Origin of the sequence: Bradyrhizobium elkanii USDA 76, assembly GCF_023278185.1 — a bacterium.
Lineage (GTDB): Bacteria > Pseudomonadota > Alphaproteobacteria > Rhizobiales > Xanthobacteraceae > Bradyrhizobium > Bradyrhizobium elkanii.
In genome coordinates, this window is record NZ_CP066356.1 from 8897618 (window position 1) to 8916045 (window position 18428).

Sequence of the window (18428 nt, forward strand, 5' to 3'; positions counted from 1 at the left end):
CGAAGGGAACTTCGCCGGACGGCGGTTACTTCAGCATCTCCGCGAGGGTGTGCCCGAGGCGCGCCGGCGACGGCGATACCTTGATGCCGGCGGCTTCCATCGCCGCGGTCTTGGAACCGGCGTCGCCCTTGCCGCCCGAGATGATGGCGCCGGCATGGCCCATGCGGCGGCCGGGAGGTGCGGTGACACCGGCAATGAAGCCGACCATCGGCTTCTTGCGGCCGCGCTTGGCCTCGTCCTTGAGGAACTGGGCGGCGTCTTCCTCGGCCGAGCCGCCGATCTCGCCGATCATCACGATCGACTTGGTCTTCTCGTCGGCCAGGAACAGCTCCAGCACGTCGATGAACTCGGTGCCCTTGACCGGGTCGCCGCCGATGCCGACCGCGGTGGTCTGGCCGAGGCCCTCCTGGGTGGTCTGGAACACCGCCTCATAGGTCAGGGTGCCGGAGCGGGAGACGATGCCAACCGAGCCGGGCTTGAAGATGTTGGCCGGCATGATGCCGATCTTGCATTCGCCGGCGGTCATCACGCCGGGGCAGTTCGGCCCGATCAGCCGCGACTTCGAGCCCGACAGCGAGCGCTTCACGCGCACCATGTCGAGCACCGGGATGCCCTCGGTGATGCAGACGATCAGCGGGATTTCCGCGTCGATCGCCTCGCAGATCGCGTCCGCCGCGCCCGGCGGCGGGACATAGACCACGCTGGCGTCGGCGCCGGTCTTCTGCCGCGCTTCGGCGACGGTGTCGAACACCGGCAGGTTGAGATGGGTCGAGCCGCCTTTGCCGGGCGCCACGCCGCCGACCATCTTGGTGCCGTAAGCGATCGCCGCTTCCGAATGGAACGTGCCGTTCTTGCCGGTGAAGCCCTGGCAGATGACCTTGGTGTTCTTGTCGATCAGAATGGACATGGTTCGAGATGCTTTCGCGAGACGATCGGTGAAGGGAACTCTATGGTTTGAGCATGATCTTGTCGGAAAACCGGGGGACCACTTTTCCGAATCATGCTCAGTGGATACGCCGGTACACGCCGGTGAGCACGTCGGCCCACCCTTCCGCGTCAGGCGAGAACTGGATTTTCATGTTGTAGGTGTTGTCGTCGACGACCTCGTAGACGTGACGGGCATTGCCGCGCAGCGAGCCGCGCACCAGGATCAGCGACTTGCCCGCCCAGCCACCGGACGCCGGCGACGGCGGGTAGTAGCCGAGCGAGTCGTGCCAGAACAACTTGTAGGCCCGATCGTCGCGGTCGTAGGTGAACACGCCGTGGGTGGCGAAGCTCTCCTTGCCGTCGCGCGTCTGCACGCTGTCCTGGATCAGGTAGAAGCCGTTGAGCGCGATGCGCGCAACGACATGCGAGGTGGCCGGACCGCCCGCGGTCCAGCGCGACGGATAGACCATCTCTTCGCCGCTCCACTCGCCCGCAAACGCCGCGAGCTTGCGGTGTTCGTCCAGCGGTGTCGGAGCGTCGAGATGATCGGCCATCGTTAGCCTCCCTTGACGGCTTTCACGATCTTCTGTGCGGCGTCATCGAGGTTGTCGGCGGGCAGGACGTTGAGGCCGCTCTCGCGGATGATCTTCTTGCCCTGCTCGACATTGGTGCCTTCGAGGCGCACCACCAGCGGCACCTTGAGGCCGACCTGCTTCACCGCGGCGACCACGCCCTCGGCGATCACGTCGCACTTCATGATGCCGCCGAAGATGTTGACCAGGATGCCCTTCACGTTCGGATCGGCGGTGATGATCTTGAACGCGGCCGCGACCTTCTCGACGCTGGCGCCGCCGCCGACATCGAGGAAGTTCGCCGGCTCCATGCCGTACAGCTTGATGATGTCCATGGTCGCCATGGCGAGGCCGGCGCCGTTGACCATGCAGCCGATCGTGCCGTCGAGCGCGACATAGTTGAGGTCGTATTTCGACGCCTCGATCTCCTTGGCGTCTTCCTCGGTCTCGTCGCGCAGCGCGACGACGTCGGGATGGCGGTAGAGCGCGTTGCTGTCGAACGACACCTTGGCGTCGAGCACGCGGAGCTGGCCCTGCTTGGTGACGACGAGCGGATTGATTTCGAGCATCGCCATGTCCTTGGCGACGAAGGCGGCATAGAGCTGACTGGTCAGCTTCTCGGCCTGCTTGGCGAGATCGCCCTTCAGCTTCAACGCCTCGGCGACGGTGCGGCCGTGATGCGGCATGATGCCGGTCGCGGGATCGACCGAGAAGGAGACGATCTTCTCCGGGGTCGAATGCGCGACCTCCTCGATGTTGACGCCACCCTCGGTCGAAACCACGAAGGAGACTTCGGAGGTCTCGCGATTGACCAGGATCGAGAGGTAGAACTCCTTGTCGATGTCGGAGCCTTCCTCGATGTAGAGGCGGTTGACCTGCTTGCCGTGCGGACCGGTCTGCACCGTGACCAGCGTCGCGCCGAGCATCTGCTTGGCGAACTCGGCGACCTCGGCGGCCGACTTGGCGATGCGGACGCCGCCCTTGTCGCCGGCCGATGCTTCCTTGAACTTGCCCTTGCCGCGGCCGCCGGCATGGATCTGGCTCTTCACCACCCAGATCGGGCCGGGCAGCTGCTTGGCCGCCGCGTCGGCCTCTTCCGGCTTCAGCACCGGCACGCCGCGCGAGATCGGCACGCCGAATTCATGCAGTAAAGCCTTGGCCTGGTATTCATGGATATTCATGGAAAGACGCTCCCAAACCCTCGTGCGGCGACCTTTTACGTCAACCTTGCGACTGGCATACCATATACCAAAGCTCGCGCAACTAAAAAATCCGCCGGAATTTCATCGCCTTGCACCCGATAGACGATTGAAACCGCCTATCGGGTCATTGCCATTCGAGATTACTTGCCGAGCAGATCGGGCGCGATCTTCTTGCAGGCGTCGACCAGGCCCTGCACCGCACCGACCGACTTGTCGAAAGCCTCGCGGTCCTTGCCCGCCAGTTCGATCTCGACGATGCGCTCGACACCCTTGGCGCCGACCACGACCGGCACGCCGACATACATGTCCTTCACGCCGTACTCGCCGTTGAGATAGGCGGCGCAGGGCAGCACGCGCTTCTTGTCCTTCAGGTAGCTCTCGGCCATCGCGATCGCGGACGCCGCCGGCGCGTAGAAGGCGGAGCCGGTCTTGAGCAGGTTGACGATCTCGGCGCCGCCGTTGCGGGTGCGGTCGACGATCTCATCGATGCGCGCTTGCGAGGTCCAGCCCATCTTGACGAGGTCGGGCAGCGGAATGCCGGCGACAGTCGAGTAGCGAGTCAGCGGCACCATGGTGTCGCCATGGCCGCCCAGCACGAAAGCGGTGACGTCCTCGACCGAGACGTTGAATTCGTCGGCCAGGAAATAGCGGAAACGCGCGGAGTCGAGCACGCCGGCCATGCCGACCACCTTCTTGTGCGGCAGGCCCGAGGCCTTCTGCAGCGCCCACACCATGGCGTCGAGCGGGTTGGTGATGCAGATGACGAACGCGTCGGGCGCGTACTTCTTGATGCCGGCGCCGACCTGCTCCATGACCTTGAGGTTGATGGAGAGGAGATCGTCGCGGCTCATGCCGGGCTTGCGCGGCACGCCGGCGGTGACGATGCAGACCTTGGCGCCGTCGAGCGCTTCATAGGAATTGGCGCCGACCAGATTGGAATCGAAACCGTCGACCGGCGACGACTGCGCAATGTCGAGCGCTTTGCCCTGCGGCACGCCCTCGGCAATATCGAACAGCACGACGTCTCCGAGTTCCTTGAGGCCGACGAGGTGCGCCAGCGTTCCGCCGATCTGTCCGGAGCCAATCAGAGCAATCTTGTCGCGTGCCATGGGAAATCAGTCCTTTGAACTGTGTACGGGAGGGAGGGAAGTCGGTTGCAAGGGTGGTTATCCCTTTCGAATGATCCATTCAAGTCGCGGCCTGCCCGATTGCGGGCCCTGCCTGGAATTCGATCAGGCATGCCAGCAACATCCGCCCCGGAGACACGAAAAGTTGCTCCGAACCGGACCGCGCGCAAGACAGAATTTCGAGGCTGAATTTCAGGTCTCGACCAGGCCGGTCGACGCGCCGCTCGCCGAGGAGTCCTTCCGGCCGTGCGGCAGCGCCAGGTAGGATTCCGAGCTCATCTCGATCAGGCGCGAGGCTGTTCGCTTGAACTCCATCGCCTCGACGCCGTCGGTCGCAAGGTACAGCGACACCGGATCGGCCTCGGCCGAGGCCATCAGCTTCACGGCATTGTCATAGAGCGTGTCGATCAGCGAGATGAAGCGCTTGGCGGCATTGCGCTCGGCGTAATCCATCACCGGAATGTGGTCGATCAGGATCGTGTGGTAGTCGTGCGCGAGCCTGAGATAGTCGGACGCGGCCAGCGGCTTCTCGCAGATGTCCATGAAGCTGAAGCGCGCGACGCCGTGCGCCGAGCAGGGCACGTTCAGGATGCGTCCCTTGATCGGAATGAGGCGCGCCTTGCACGGCGCATTGCCGGTCATCTTGCGCCAGGCCGCGTTGAGCGCGGCATCGGCCGCGTCATCTGCGGGCACCAGCCACATCTTGACGCCGACGAGTTTCTCCAGCCGGAAGTCGGTGCGCGCATCGAGCCGCAGCACGTCCATGTGGTCGGAGATCTGCGCAATGAACGGCAGGAACAGCGCGCGATTGAGCCCACCCTTGTAGAGATCGTCAGGCGCAACGTTCGACGTCGCGACCACGACGGTGCCGAGATCGAACAGCTTTGCGAACAGCCGGCCGAGGATCATCGCATCCGCGATGTCGGTGACGTGAAATTCGTCGAAGCAGAGCAGCCAGGCTTCGTCGAAGATCGCCTGCGCGGTGAGCGCGATCACATCGCCGTCGGCGATCTCGCCGCGCGCGATCTGCTGACGGTAGCCGTAGATGCGCTCATGCGCCTCGGCCATGAATTCGTGGAAGTGCGCGCGGCGCTTGTGTTCGACCGGGCTCTGCTGGAAGAACAGATCCATCAGCATGGTCTTGCCGCGGCCGACCTCGCCGTGGACGTAGAGCCCGCGCGGCGGCTTGTCGTCCTTGTCGCCGCCGAACAGCCGCCCGAACAGGCCTTGCTTGCGCTGCGGCTTGTAGCTCGCGAGCCGTTCATCCAGCGCGCCGAGCGCCTCGGCGGCGCGGGCCTGCGCGGGATCGGCCTCGATCGCGCCGGAGGCGACCAGGGACTTGTAGTGCTCGAGAAAGGAACTGGGCGAGGTGGACAGCATGAGCCCACCTTACGGCCCTAGTGCGCGGCAAATTGCAAGCCGTGAATTGTGCCGGTGGCTATGCAGGCAGGTATGCAAGCGCGAGCCCTTGCATACCACGGCCGGCCGCATGAGCCACGTCGGGTGTCTCAAGCCGCGATCTCAAGGGACCTCACGCGCAGAGCGCGTAGGAATCCTCGACCACATAGGGGCCGCCGCCTGTCGACGCGCGCGACGAGAACAGCACGAAGCGGTCCGCCATGAAAGTGCGGCTCGGGAAGTAGCCGCGCACGGACAGATAATCCGCGACGTCCTGGCTCGAAGCGTCATGCAAACGCGCGAGCGTGACATGTGGCGTGAATTTTCTGCCCTCGGGATCGAGCCCCATCCGCTGCATCATCCGCTCGAGCTCCGCCTGCAGTTCGATCAGCGGCCGGCTCGGCTCGACGGCGGCAACCACCGCGCGCGGCTTGCGTCCGCCGAAGCTCGACAGGCCTTGCAGTTTGACCTCGAACGGCTTGCGGTTCACCCGAAACAGCATCGACGCGATCTCGTTGGCCCAGATGCCATCGATATCGCCGATGAAGCGCAGAGTGACGTGATAATTTTCGGGATCGATCCAGCGCGCGCCGGGAAGGCCGCCACGCAAGCTGGAGAGGGTTTGGCCGATCTCGGCCGGAATTTCCAGTCCAGTGAACAGACGCGGCATCGCAATAATCCTCGATGCTTGGCGCGAGTTTTGGGAGCCCGCACCCTGTAACAGCCCGGCGACGAATCACCGATGCCTATTTGTACCCGAGATATGTGACTCTGCGAAGCATGACCCGTTAACAGCTCGTAAACCTACGGACACGACACGGCTCACTGCCTGCGCTTCAACTGCGTTGCCCTGATATTGCGCCGAGAAATGCCTCCACTGTGGGCAGGATATTTTTCACAACGATGTCCACACCCTCCGCCGTCGGATGCATGCCGTCGGCCTGATTGATCTTCGGATTAGCAGCAACGCCGTCGAGGAAGAACGGATAGAGCGGCACGCCAAGGGCCTTCGAGAGATCCGGATAGATCGCGTTGAACTTCGCTGCATACTCACTGCCATAGTTCGGTGGCGCGAGCATGCCGCACAAGAGCACGGCGATCTTGCGCGCCTGCAACTTTGTGATGATGTCGGACAGCGCGGCACGCGTGACGGCGGGATCGATGCCGCGCAAGGCATCGTTGGCACCGAGCTCGATGATCACGGCATCGGTTCCATCAGGCACCGACCAGTCGAGCCGCTCGCGGCCGCCCGAGGCGGTGTCCCCGGACACCCCGGCATTGGTCATCTCGACCTTTATCCCCTTGGCTTCCAACGCCTTTTGCAGCCGGATCGGGAACGCCGCCGGGCCCGGGAGGCCGTACCCGGCGCTCAGGGAATCGCCCAGTACCACCATCTTGATCGGCTTCGCCGGTCCTTTCTCCGGGCCATTTTCCAATCCTGGCGTCTGCGCGCTGGCAGCCGTCATCAAGCCCATAAGCAACACGAGTATGTGCACGAAGATTCTCAACCGGCCCTCGACCGCAGCCGCTGAAGTGCCATATGACCGAACCATGGACAGTCTCATCGAATCCTCTTCACTGACCGACGTCGAGCCGGACACCATTGCCGTCAGCAACGTCAATCTCTCGCTCGGCACCGGCGCGGCACGGGTCCATATCCTCAAAGATATCAGCCTTCGTGTGGCGGCGGGTGAGGCCATCGGCCTGATCGGCCCGTCGGGCTCGGGCAAGTCGACCTTGCTGATGGTGATGGCGGGGCTCGAACGTCCTGACAGTGGAGAAGTGGTCGTCAACGGCACCTCGTTCAATGCCCTCGATGAAGATGCGCTGGCGCGCTTCCGCGGCCGCCAGGTCGGCATCGTCTTCCAGTCGTTCCATCTGATCCCGACCATGACGGCGCTGGAGAATGTCGCGGTGCCGCTCGAGCTCGCCGGCAATCCCGATGCGGCCGCGCGCGCCGCGCAGGAGCTGCAATCGGTCGGGCTCGGCGAGCGCCTGCATCACTATCCGACGCAACTCTCCGGCGGCGAGCAGCAGCGCGTCGCGATCGCGCGCGCGCTCGCGCCCGATCCCGCGATCCTCGTTGCCGACGAGCCGACCGGGAATCTCGACGAGACGACGGGCAAGCAGATCGTCGACCTGCTGTTCACCAAGCACGCCGAGCGCGGCATGACGCTGGTGCTGGTGACGCACGATCTCGCGCTCGCGCAGCGCTGCGACCGCGTCGTGCGGCTGCGCTCCGGCCGCATCGACGGACAATCAACTACATGAGCTTTGCCACCACATGAGCATCGCGTCCGAAGTCGCGCTGCAGGGCCGCGCGTCGTCGCTTGCCTTCCGTTATGCGCTGCGCGAACTGCGTGGCGGCCTGCGCGGCTTCTACGTGTTCATCGCCTGCATCGCGCTCGGCGTGATGGCGATTGCCGGCGTCGGCTCGGTCGCCGCCAGCCTCGGCGACGGCCTCTCGCGCGAAGGACGCACGCTGCTCGGCGGCGATGCCGCGTTCTCGCTGATCTCGCGCGAGGCCAAGCCCGACGAGGTCGCCTATCTGCGCACGCGGGGCGAGGTTTCGATCGCGGCCACGCTCCGCGCGATGGCCCGCAGCAATGACGGCAAGCTGGCGCTGGTCGAGCTCAAGGCCGTCGACAACAAATATCCGATGCTCGGCGAGCTGATGCTCGAGCCGGGCATGCCGGTCGCCGATCTGCTCGCCGAACGCGACGGCGTCTTTGGCGCGGCCGCCGATTCAACCCTGCTGGCGCGGCTCGACCTGAAGCTCGGCGACCGCGTCACCATCGGCAGCGCGACCTACCAGATCCGCAGCGTGGTGGCAGCCGAGCCCGACAAGCTCGCCGGCGGCGTCGGCCTCGGGCCGCGCTTCCTGATCAGCGAAGCCAGCCTGCGTGCCACCGACCTGTTGCAGCCGGGCAGCCTGGTGCGCTGGATCTACCGCGTGAAGCTGCCCGACGGCGCCAATGACGATCGCGCCACCACCGCGCTGATCGACGGCGCGCGCAGCGCCGCGCCGGAGGCCGGCTGGGAGGTCCGCAGCCGCAGCAATGCCTCACCGCAGCTCGAGCGCACCATCAACCGCTTCACCCAATTCCTGACCCTGGTCGGCCTCGCGGCGCTGCTGGTCGGCGGTGTCGGCGTCGCCAACGCGGTGAAGAGCCACATCGACCGGCGCCGCGACGTCATCGCTTCGTTCAAGGCGCTCGGCGCCACCGGCCGCGACGTCTTCACGATCTACTGCACGCAGGTGGTGGTGCTGGCCGGGATCGGCTCGGTGATCGGGCTCGTGCTCGGCGCCGCGCTGCCCTTCGTCATCGTCGGCCTGTTCGGCAAGCTGCTGCCGCTGCCGGTGGTGCCCGCGCTGCATCCCGACGAGCTCGCGCTGTCCTTCCTCTACGGCCAGCTCACCGCGCTGGCATTCGGGCTGTGGCCGCTCGGCCGCGTTCATGACGTGCCGGTCGCGGCGCTGTTCCGCGAGACCGTCACCAGCGAGTGGCATCGCCCGCGCTGGAGCTATCTGGCGCTGATGGCCGTGGTGATCGCGCTCCTGATCGGCGTCGCGATCGGGCTTGCCTATGACAAGCGGGTCGCCGCCGTGTTCGTCGCCTCGTCGATCGCGGTGTTCCTGCTGTTGCGCGGAATCGCCGAGCTCCTGATGGCGGTGGCGCGGCGGCTGCCGCGCAGCCGCATGACCATGCTGCGGCTCGCGATCGCCAACATCCACCGGCCGGGCGCGCTGACGCCGTCGGTGGTGCTGTCGCTGGGGCTCGGGCTCGCGGTGCTCGTCACCATCACCCAGATCGACGGCAATCTGCGCCGGCAGTTCCTGGCCGAGCTGCCGGAGCGGGCGCCGTCGTTCTTCTTCATCGACATCCCCTCCACCGAAGCCGACCGCTTCAATGCCTTCCTGGCCAAGATCGCCGCCGGCTCGACCGTCGAGGACGTTCCGATGCTGCGCGGGCGCATCGTGGCCGCGCGCGGCGTCAAGGCCGACCAGCTCAAGCCGTCCGTCGATTCGGAATGGGTGCTGCAGAGCGACCGCGGCCTGACCTATACCGGCGAAGTTCCCAAGGGCTCGAAGATCGTCGAGGGCGAATGGTGGGGGCCGGACTACAGCGGCCCCCCGCTGGTCTCGATGGAGAAGAAGATCGCCGACGGCCTGTCCCTGAAGATCGGCGACGAGATCGTCGTCAACGTGCTCGGCCGCGACGTGCCGGCGAAGATCGCCAACTTGCGCAACATCGACTGGCAGGGCCTCGGCATCAATTTCGTGCTGGTGTTCTCGCCGAATGCCTTCAAGGGCGCGCCGCACAGCCATGTCGCGACCCTGACGGAACCACACGCCGATTCCGCGGACGATGCGCGCATCATCAAGCAGGTCGCCGACGCGTTCCCGATGGTGACCAGCGTGCGGGTCCGCGAGGCGCTGGAGACGGTCGGCAGCGTGGTCAGCAATCTGGTGCTGGCGATCCGCGGCGCCAGCGCCGTGACGCTGATCTCGGCGATCCTGGTGCTCGGCGGCGCGCTCGCGGCCGGACACCGCCACCGCGTCTATGACGCCGTGATTCTCAAGACGCTCGGCGCGACGCGGGTGCGATTGCTCGGCGCCTACGCGCTGGAGTATCTGATGATCGGTTTTGCAACCGCCGTGTTCGGGGTGATCGCCGGCTCGATCGCGGCCTGGCTGATCGTGACGCGGCTGATGACGCTGAGTTTTATCTGGCAGGCCGGCAGCGCCGCGCTGGTCGTGGTCGCCGCGCTGGTCGTCACGGTTGGACTGGGGCTCGCCGGGACGCTGCTCGCGCTAAACCAGAAGCCGGCCTCAGTGTTGCGGAATTTGTGACAAAATGTAGCGGCGCGAGCGCCGTTTTTGCCTATGATGCTAGGGCAGAGCGACATTCGGCCGCGCGTGGAAGCTTGCGTCGGATGTGTTAATTTCCCACATACCAATCGGGTCGGATAGTCGGTTTGAATGACACGGAATTAATGTTCCGCAAACCGAGCCATCTGAGATAGATTTACGACCGGCGCCGCAAATCCCTTGCGCTCCACCGGGACCAACCACGGGAATTCGACCATGTCGGACCTAGACCGCAACTACGCTTCTCCTTTCGGCCGGGCCGCCGGGCGCATTGACGCTGCGGCCGTCGACGCCGGTCTGCGCGCCTACATGCTGCGCATCTACAACTACATGAGCATCGGCCTGGCCATCACCGGCCTCGCCGCGCTCGGCGTCTACATGGGTGCGGTGACGACCGACCAGTCGGCCGCCGTCGCCAAGTTCGGCAACGCCTATCTGACGCAGTTCGGCTACGCGATGTTCGTGAGCCCGCTGAAGTGGCTGTTCATCCTCGCCCCTCTGGCGATGGTGTTCGTCATCTCGGCCGGCATCAACCGCCTGCAGCCCGCGACCGCCCAACTCCTGTTCTGGGTGTTCTCGGCGCTGATGGGTCTGTCGCTGTCGTCGATCTTCCTGGTGTACACGCACACTTCGATCGTGCGCGTGTTCTTCATCACCGCGGCGACGTTCGGTGCGCTGAGCCTCTACGGCTACACCACCAAGCGTGACATGAGCGGCATGGGCTCGTTCCTGTTCATGGGTCTGATCGGCATCATCATCGCGAGCCTGGTCAACCTGTTCCTGGCGAGCTCGGCGCTGCAGTTCATCGTGTCGGTGGTCGGCGTGCTGGTGTTCGCGGGCCTCACCGCCTGGGACACCCAGCGGCTGAAGAACGACTACATCTACGGCTACGCCTCGCAGGGTGGCGTGATGGCAGAGCGTGCGGCAATTACGGGTGCGCTGTCGCTCTACCTGAACTTCATCAACCTGTTCACGCTGCTCCTGCAGCTGCTCGGCCAGCGCGACTAAGCGCCTCGAGCGAGCCGATCAAATCCAAGCCCCGGCCATCCCGCCGGGGCTTTTCTCTTGGGCGAGGCGAGATGTAGCGTAGCCCGGATGAAGCGCAGCGAAATCCGGGGCAAGTTCATCCATGGCTTCGGCAGTCCCGGATTCCGCGGAGCCTGTCATCGGGCGCGCGTTCGCGCGACCCGTTGGCTCCATCCGGGCTACAAGCTTTTCGTTTGCGCGAGGCAAAAATAATGGCGAGGCCGCGCGAGGGCCGCACAACTGCGCCGGCGGATTAGCGGATTTGTAGCCCGGATGAGCGAAGCGATATCCGGGGAAGTTGTACCCGGGTGGTGAGATCCTCCCGGATGTCGCTTCGCTCATCCGGGCTACGAGAAATCCCTACACCAGCGACAGCTTGCGGTCGATCACGAGCAGCACGCGTTCGAGTTCATGGCCGCGGCGCAGGATCAGGCCGGTCGCGGAAATCACGCTGTACATGCCCTGCTTGCGCGCAAGCCGGGGGTCCTTCTCGATCCGGTAGATCGGCACTTCCGACGCGCGCCGGAACACCGAGAACACGGCACGGTCCTTCAGGAAGTCGATCGCATAGTCGCGCCACTCGCCGTCGGCGACCATGCGGCCGTAGAGATTGAGAATGCGGTTGAGCTCAAGTCGATCGAAAGTCACGCGGTTGGGCTGAGGAGTCGCGGCGGCGGTGCGCGCCGCGGCACGACTCCCGCTCGGATCAGTGTCCTCCGAGATCAAACTCATCGAGCGCCTCCTGTCACCTCGGTGACGATCGGGTTCCGAAGGCCCCTCTTCGGGATCGTCACGAGAGTGACATGATCGCGCTAAGCGAGGGGGCCCGCAAGGGGCCAATCGCAATGCAACCGGGCCTTAACCACCACCGCGCGCGGCGGATTGTCCGGAAAACCGCAGAGTCACGGGAACGTTAGCGGAATCATATTGCTGCCCCACTTCCGCCCATCGCCCGCCCCGCTGCCCTGCGAAAAGGAAATCCTGCGTTGGCCCGGTCCTTTCGGTTCCGGATTCCTCAGCCCCCAGCCCCCCGGGGCCGTCGGGATCGGGCCTGTTCGCAGGGGAGTCAAATCCCAACACTGGGCCAACGAAAGTTGGTCCTTTTTGTTTTTGGGACCTGTGCAAGCGAGACGCGCGCAAAGCCCCGGCGTCCTCCTTTCGGCAAATCACTGGATGCACGTTCGTCGCCATGCGCGGCTGCACGACAACATGCGCGCGGTCCAACGACGCGACGGGCGGAAGCCGGCGCACCGCGCTTGACCGCAGCGAGGCGCTAGTGAAGCGAGGTGAAGGCAGCGCCGAGCATCGGGCCCGGCTTCTCGCGGTTGCCGTCCTGGACGTACACCGCCGCAGCATCGACGCCGTCACGCGTGATGTTCTCCAGCGGCACGGTCCAGCTCCCGGACGAACCGTTCCAGTCACCGACCTTGAGGAGATTGCGCACCACGTTGTGGTAGGTGATCTCGCGGCCGCGGTTCTCGCCGCGCGCGATCGAGATCGGCACCGACTTCGAGATCGAGCAGATCCAGACCTCGCCGCGCGACACTGCGGGCGACTTCGATGCGGCGACCGACACGTTGATCTGCTTGCCGGTCAGCGTCATCGTCACCGGCACCGACATCACGCTGCCGCTCCTTTCGGTGCTCTTGATGGCGTCCTCGATACTGGCGCGATCGCTGCCGATCACATGCGCGGAGCCGTTGATCACGGCTTGCGGCGTGTAGACGTCGCGATCGCCGCGCACATGTGAATAGGCCTTCTGGCGCGCGCTGAAACGGGAATCGGCCAGCGTGTCCTTCCAGCCGAGATAATCCCAATAGTCGATCGGCATGCTCAGCGCGATGACGTTGGGGTCCTTCGCGAGGTCACCGATGATCTTGTCCGCGGGCGGACAGGACGAGCATCCCTGCGAGGTGAAGAGTTCGACGACGGCACGCGGATCGGCGTGGGCGGGGCGGATGATCGCGACGATTGCGCAGATACCAAGGGCGCTCGACCATCGCGAGATACAGTTATAGGCCATCATCGCTGTCATACTGCGAACCAGTCGTGATGATTTCCATCCGTAATTGTACGGAGCATGAAGTCTGTCCCTGAACTTGCGTGCCCCAAAACGCGAGAAAGCGGCCTTTTCATAGGCCGCCTTCTTTTTAGTCGCTACTCACTAAGCGGTGAGGCACCGATCACAAATCCGCGTTAGGCCGCGAGTTTCCGCAGCACATAATGCAGGATGCCGCCGTTGCGATAGTAATCGAGCTCGTCCAGCGTATCGATGCGGCAGAGCAGCGGGACATCCTTCTTGCCGCCGTCGGCGGCGACGATTTCGGCCGTCAGCGTCTGGCGCGGCTTCAAATCGCCTTGCAGCCCGCCGATCGTGACCTTTTCGTCGCCCTTGAGGCCGAGCGAGGACCACGACGTGCCGTCCTGGAAGGTGAGCGGAAGCACACCCATGCCGACCAGGTTGGAGCGATGGATGCGCTCGAAGCTCTGGCAGATCACCGCCCGGACGCCGAGCAGGCGCGTGCCCTTCGCGGCCCAGTCGCGCGACGAGCCGTTGCCGTATTCGGCGCCGGCGAACACCACCAGCGGCACGCCTTCCGCCTGGTACTTCATCGCGGCGTCGTAGATCGACATCTGCTCGCCGTCGGGCCAGTGCTTGGTCAAACCGCCTTCCGGAATATTGCCGTCGGCACCCTTCAGCATGAAGTTCTTGATGCGGATGTTGGCGAAGGTGCCGCGCATCATCACTTCATGGTTGCCACGCCGCGTGCCGTACTGGTTGAAGTCGGCGGGGCGCACCTGGTGCTCGCTGAGGAACTTGCCGGCGGGCGAGGTCAGCTTGATCGAACCGGCCGGCGAGATGTGGTCGGTGGTGATCTTGTCGCCGAACATCGCGAGGATCCGTGCATCGACCACGTCGGTGACCGGGTCGGGCTGCTTCTTCATGCCCTCGAAGTAGGGCGGGTTCTGCACATAGGTCGAGCTCATGTTCCAGCGATAGGTCTCGCTTTCCGTGGTCTTGATCTTGCGCCAGTTGGTATCGCCCTTGAACACGTCGGCGTACTTCTTCTTGAAGATCGTCGCGGTGACGTACTTCTTCATGAAGGCGTTGATCTCCTTGGCGGTCGGCCAGATGTCCTTGAGGAACACCGGCTTGCCGTCCTTGCCGATGCCGAGCGGCTCGACTGCGAGATCCTTGGTCACGGTGCCGGCAAGCGCATGCGCGACGACGAGCGGCGGCGAAGCGAGGTAGTTCGCCTGCACGTCGGGCGAGACGCGGCCTTCGAAGTTGCGGTTGCCCGACAGCACGGCGGCGGCGACGATGCCGTTTTCATTGATCGACTTCGAGATATCTTCGGGCAGCGGGCCGGAATTGCCGATGCAGGTGGTGCAGCCGAAGCCGACCAGGTTGAAGCCGACCTTGTCGAGATCGGCCTGCAGGCCGGAGTTGGCGAGATACTCCGCCACCACCTGGCTGCCCGGCGCGAGCGAGGTCTTCACCCACGGCTTGGCCTTGAGGCCCTTGGCGGCGGCCTTGCGCGCCAAGAGGCCGGCGCCGATCAGCACGCTCGGATTGGAGGTGTTGGTGCAGGAGGTGATCGCCGCGATGACGACGTCGCCATGGCCGAGATCAAAATCACGGCCCTCGACCGCATAGCGCTTCTGCTCGCCCTCGGGCTTCTTGTATTCGCCGACCAGCGCGGTCGCGAAACCGGTCGACACCGCCGGCAGCGCGATGCGGCCCTCGGGGCGCTTCGGGCCGGCCATCGACGGCACGACGTCGCCGAGGTCGAGCGTCAGCGTGGTGGTGAACACCGGATCGGCCGACTTGGCGGTGCGGAACAGGCCCTGCGCCTTGGCATAGGCCTGCACCAGCTTGACGCGATCGGCCTTGCGGCCCGAGGTCTTCAGGTAATCGATGGTCGCGGCATCGACCGGGAAGAAGCCACAGGTCGCGCCGTATTCGGGCGCCATGTTGCCGATGGTCGCCTTGTCCGCGACCGAGAGATAGTCGAGGCCCGGGCCGAAGAACTCCACGAACTTGCCGACCACGCCGAGCTTGCGCAGCATCTGGGTGACGGTCAGCACGAGGTCGGTGGCGGTGACGCCTTCCTTGAGCTGGCCCTTGAGCTTGAAGCCGACCACTTCCGGCAGCAGCATCGACAGCGGCTGGCCGAGCATGCAGGCCTCCGCCTCGATGCCGCCGACGCCCCAGCCGAGCACGGCGAGGCCGTTCACCATCGTGGTGTGCGAGTCGGTGCCGACCAGCGAGTCGGGATAGGCGACCTCGAAGGTGCCGGTCTTCCGGCCGACCGTCATCTTCTCCTTCTTGGTCCACACCGTCTGCGCGAGATATTCGAGATTGACCTGGTGGCAGATGCCGGTGCCGGGCGGCACCACCGAGAAGTTCGAAAACGCCTTCTGGCCCCACTTCAGGAACTCGTAGCGCTCCTGGTTCTGCTTGTATTCCTCGGTGACGTTCTTCGCGAACGCCTTGTTGTCACCGAAGAAGTTGACGATCACCGAGTGGTCGATGACGAGATCGACCGGCACCAGCGGGTTGATCTTCTCGGCATCGCCGCCGAGGTTCTGCATCGCGTTGCGCATCGCCGCGAGGTCGACCACGGCCGGGACGCCGGTGAAATCCTGCATCAGGACGCGCGCCGGGCGGAACGCGATTTCGTGCTCGAGCTGGCGCTTCTTCAGCCACTTCGACACCGCAACGATGTCTTCCTTCTTGACGGTGCGGCCGTCCTCGTTGCGCAGCAGGTTCTCCAGCAGAACCTTCATCGAATACGGCAGCTTCGAAATCCCCTTCAGTCCGTTCTTCTCTGCCTGGGGCAGGCTGTAATAGACGTAGGACTTGCCGCCGACCTTCAGGGTCTTGCGGCATTTGAAGCTGTCGAGCGAGGTCATGCGAGGAATCCCAATTCTCAGTTATACCCGGCAAGGGTAACTAAACACCGGCGATCGGCACTGGCCAAGGGATGGCCTGGGGTGGGTTGCGGCCGCCGATTGTGTGTGCTGCATCAAGTTCCGGGCTTATAGAACCTTTCTAGAAGCACCGCCACACCGACAAGCGTGCGACAGCGTTGCGCGACCCAAAAATTCTCACGCGGTAGCGAAAGATTTCAGAGGGCTGTGACAAGACGAACCATGCGGCTCTCGGGACGAAATCTGAAATGCGTGCGCGGCGGACGCGAGGTGTTTTCCGGCCTCGATCTGTCGGCCACGGCCGGCGAGGCGCTCGCCATCACCGGCCCCAACGGCGCCGGCAAGACCTCGCTGCTGCGCGTCCTCGCCGGGCTATTGGTTCCCGCCGAGGGTGTGGTCGCGCTCGAAGGCGGCGACGCCGAGCTCAGCCTGCCCGAGCAGGCCCACTATCTCGGCCACCGCGACGCCCTGAAGCCGGCGCTGAGCGTTGCGGAAAATCTTTCCTTCTGGCGGGAATTCCTCGGCGGCGAGACCGAGGACGCCGGCCACTGCCTTGCCGCGGTGGCGCTCGACCACGCCGCGCATCTGCCGGCGGCCTATCTTTCCGCCGGCCAGCGCCGCCGTCTGTCGATCGCGCGCCTACTCTCGGTGCGGCGGCCGGTGTGGCTGCTGGACGAGCCGACATCGGCGCTCGATGCGGCCGGACAGGCGCTGTTCGTCGACCTGATGCGCGGCCATCTCGCCGGCGGCGGCCTGATCGTCGCGGCGACGCATCTGCCGCTCGGCATCGATGCGCGCGATCTGCGGATGGGAGGAGCGGCATGAGCGCGCTTGGCGCCTTGATCCGCCGCGACATCCGCATCGCGCTGCGCGTCGGCGGTGGCGCGCTGATCGGCGTGCTGTTCTTCCTCACCGTCACGGTGCTGATGCCGTTCGCGGTCGGACCGGATCTCGCGCTGCTGTCGCGGCTCGGCCCCGCCATCCTCTGGCTCGGCGCGTTGCTGGCGAGCCTGCTCACGCTCGACCGGCTGTTCACGGCCGACCACGAGGACGGCTCGCTCGACCTCATCGTGATGAGCCGGACGCCGCTGGAACTCGCCTGCGCCGCCAAGGCACTGGCACACTGGATCGCCGCCGGCCTGCCGCTGATCGTCGCAACCCCGGTGCTCGGCCTGCTGCTCAATCTCGACGGCACCGCGACGCTCGCCGTTGCGGCGACGCTGCTGGCGGGAACACCGGCGCTGACTTTCACCGGCATGATCGGCGCGGCATTGGCCGTGACGCTGCATCGCGGCGGGCTATTGCTGGCGGTGCTGGTGCTGCCGCTGTCGATCCCGGTGCTGATCTTCGGGGTGGCGGCCTCGCAGGCGGCGATATCGGGGCCTTTGCCGTTTGGAACACCGTTCTCGATCCTCTGCGCGCTGTCGCTTGCCAGCCTCGTGATCGGCCCCTTTGCCGCCGCCGCGAGCCTGCGGCACGGGCTGGACTGAAATGAGCCCGATCAAATCTCGCCGAGAGGAAATCGGCCAATTGCCTGCGACACATCGGACGACTATCAGGGTGCCATGAAGCTGACCGCGACGCTGACCGACCTCGCCAATCCGACCAAGTTTCTGGCGCTGACCGCGCGCATCCTGCCGTGGCTCGCGGGCGTGACCGCGATCCTGCTCGCGATCGGGCTCTACCAGTCGGCGATGGCGCCCGACGACTACCAGCAGGGCGCCACGGTGAAGATCATGTTCATCCACGTGCCGAATGCGTGGCTGTCGATGTTCGTCTGGGGCGTCATGAGCGTGGCCGCGCTCGGCACCTTGGTGTGGCGGCATCCGCTCGCTGACGTCGCCGCGAAGGCCGCCGCTCCGATCGGCGCCGCCTTCACCTTCCTTGCGCTCGTCACCGGCTCGCTGTGGGGCCGGCCGATGTGGGGCACCTACTGGGAGTGGGACGCGCGGCTGACCTCCGTCTTGATCCTGTTCCTGATGTATCTCGGCCTGATCGCGCTGTGGCGCGCGGTGGAAGATCCTTCGCGCGCAGCGCGGGCGGCCGCGGTCCTCACCCTGGTCGGCGCCATCAATATCCCGATCATCAAGTTCTCGGTCGACTGGTGGAACACGCTGCATCAGCCGGCCTCCGTGCTCCGCATGGGCGGCTCGACGCTCGACAAGGCGTTCCTGTGGCCGCTGCTCGTAATGGCGATCGCGTTTTCGCTGCTCTTCATCACCTTGCATTTGGCGGCGATGCGCAACGAGATCCTGCGCCGCCGCGTGCGCAGCCTGCAGATGATGCAGGCGAGCCGCGTCTCGTTCACGAGCGAGGTGAGCGGCGGTTCGCAAGGAACCGCGTCAAACGAAATTGGAGCGGCGTGATA

The 18428-nt window shown here is 65.1% G+C and carries 16 protein-coding genes; 6 read left to right on the plus strand and 10 right to left on the minus strand.

Annotation, left to right across the window (positions count from 1 at the left end; translation table 11 throughout):
* Positions 1–25: 25 nt before the first annotated feature.
* The 7 genes from sucD to JEY66_RS42055 form a co-directional block, all read right to left on the minus strand.
* The gene (gene sucD / locus JEY66_RS42025) at positions 26–907 is read right to left on the minus strand and encodes a succinate--CoA ligase subunit alpha (RefSeq protein ID WP_018269397.1); all 882 of its coding nucleotides are present in this window, start codon (positions 905–907) and stop codon (positions 26–28) included.
* A 97-nt stretch (positions 908–1004) separates the two neighbouring features.
* Positions 1005–1481 (minus strand): DUF1579 family protein, encoded by a 477-nt coding sequence (locus JEY66_RS42030; protein WP_016845086.1) that lies wholly within the window; start codon positions 1479–1481, stop codon positions 1005–1007.
* Between the two features lie 2 nt (positions 1482–1483).
* Complete coding sequence (gene sucC / locus JEY66_RS42035; protein ID WP_016845085.1) at positions 1484–2680, minus strand: ADP-forming succinate--CoA ligase subunit beta; 1197 nt, start codon at positions 2678–2680, stop codon at positions 1484–1486.
* A 161-nt stretch (positions 2681–2841) separates the two neighbouring features.
* Entirely contained in the window at positions 2842–3810 is a 969-nt protein-coding gene (gene mdh, locus JEY66_RS42040) for a malate dehydrogenase (protein WP_016845084.1), read from the minus strand.
* Between the two features lie 210 nt (positions 3811–4020).
* Positions 4021–5208, minus strand: coding sequence for a cell division protein ZapE (zapE, locus tag JEY66_RS42045; protein ID WP_016845083.1), 1188 nt, complete (start codon positions 5206–5208; stop codon positions 4021–4023).
* A gap of 151 nt (positions 5209–5359) precedes the next feature.
* Complete coding sequence (thpR, locus tag JEY66_RS42050) at positions 5360–5896, minus strand: RNA 2',3'-cyclic phosphodiesterase (protein ID WP_016845082.1); 537 nt, start codon at positions 5894–5896, stop codon at positions 5360–5362.
* Positions 5897–6062: 166 nt separating this feature from the next.
* Entirely contained in the window at positions 6063–6722 is a 660-nt protein-coding gene (locus tag JEY66_RS42055; RefSeq protein WP_026192096.1) for an arylesterase, read from the minus strand.
* A gap of 55 nt (positions 6723–6777) precedes the next feature.
* Here JEY66_RS42055 and JEY66_RS42060 point away from each other — a divergent pair, with 55 nt between their 5' ends.
* The 3 genes from JEY66_RS42060 to JEY66_RS42070 all read left to right on the plus strand — a co-directional run bounded on the left by JEY66_RS42060 (position 6778) and on the right by JEY66_RS42070 (position 11107).
* Positions 6778–7497 (plus strand): ABC transporter ATP-binding protein, encoded by a 720-nt coding sequence (locus JEY66_RS42060; RefSeq protein WP_026192095.1) that lies wholly within the window; start codon positions 6778–6780, stop codon positions 7495–7497.
* A gap of 13 nt (positions 7498–7510) precedes the next feature.
* The gene (locus tag JEY66_RS42065; RefSeq protein ID WP_018269395.1) at positions 7511–10081 is read left to right on the plus strand and encodes an ABC transporter permease; all 2571 of its coding nucleotides are present in this window, start codon (positions 7511–7513) and stop codon (positions 10079–10081) included.
* Between the two features lie 234 nt (positions 10082–10315).
* A complete protein-coding gene (locus JEY66_RS42070; RefSeq protein ID WP_021078796.1) occupies positions 10316–11107 on the plus strand; it encodes a Bax inhibitor-1/YccA family protein in 792 nt (263 codons plus the stop codon).
* Between the two features lie 378 nt (positions 11108–11485).
* Here the strand turns inward: JEY66_RS42070 and JEY66_RS42075 are convergent, their stop codons facing one another.
* From JEY66_RS42075 to acnA, 3 genes are all read right to left on the minus strand, one after another.
* The gene (locus JEY66_RS42075) at positions 11486–11857 is read right to left on the minus strand and encodes a DUF2794 domain-containing protein (RefSeq protein WP_016845076.1); all 372 of its coding nucleotides are present in this window, start codon (positions 11855–11857) and stop codon (positions 11486–11488) included.
* 541 nt (positions 11858–12398) lie between these two features.
* Positions 12399–13160, minus strand: coding sequence for a DUF1223 domain-containing protein (locus tag JEY66_RS42080; protein WP_016845075.1), 762 nt, complete (start codon positions 13158–13160; stop codon positions 12399–12401).
* 161 nt (positions 13161–13321) lie between these two features.
* Positions 13322–16042, minus strand: a complete 2721-nt coding sequence (gene acnA / locus JEY66_RS42085) for an aconitate hydratase AcnA (protein WP_018269394.1) — start codon at positions 16040–16042, stop codon at positions 13322–13324.
* Positions 16043–16282: 240 nt separating this feature from the next.
* Between acnA and ccmA the strand changes: the two genes are divergently transcribed.
* From ccmA to JEY66_RS42100, 3 genes are all read left to right on the plus strand, one after another.
* Complete coding sequence (gene ccmA, locus JEY66_RS42090) at positions 16283–16885, plus strand: heme ABC exporter ATP-binding protein CcmA (RefSeq protein ID WP_018269393.1); 603 nt, start codon at positions 16283–16285, stop codon at positions 16883–16885.
* Entirely contained in the window at positions 16882–17550 is a 669-nt protein-coding gene (gene ccmB, locus JEY66_RS42095) for a heme exporter protein CcmB (protein ID WP_018269392.1), read from the plus strand. The genes ccmA and ccmB overlap by 4 nt, the downstream gene beginning before the upstream one ends.
* A 75-nt stretch (positions 17551–17625) precedes the next feature.
* On the plus strand, positions 17626–18426 hold the full coding sequence (locus JEY66_RS42100) for a heme ABC transporter permease (protein WP_016845071.1): 801 nt from the start codon (positions 17626–17628) through the stop codon (positions 18424–18426).
* Positions 18427–18428: the final 2 nt, after the last annotated feature.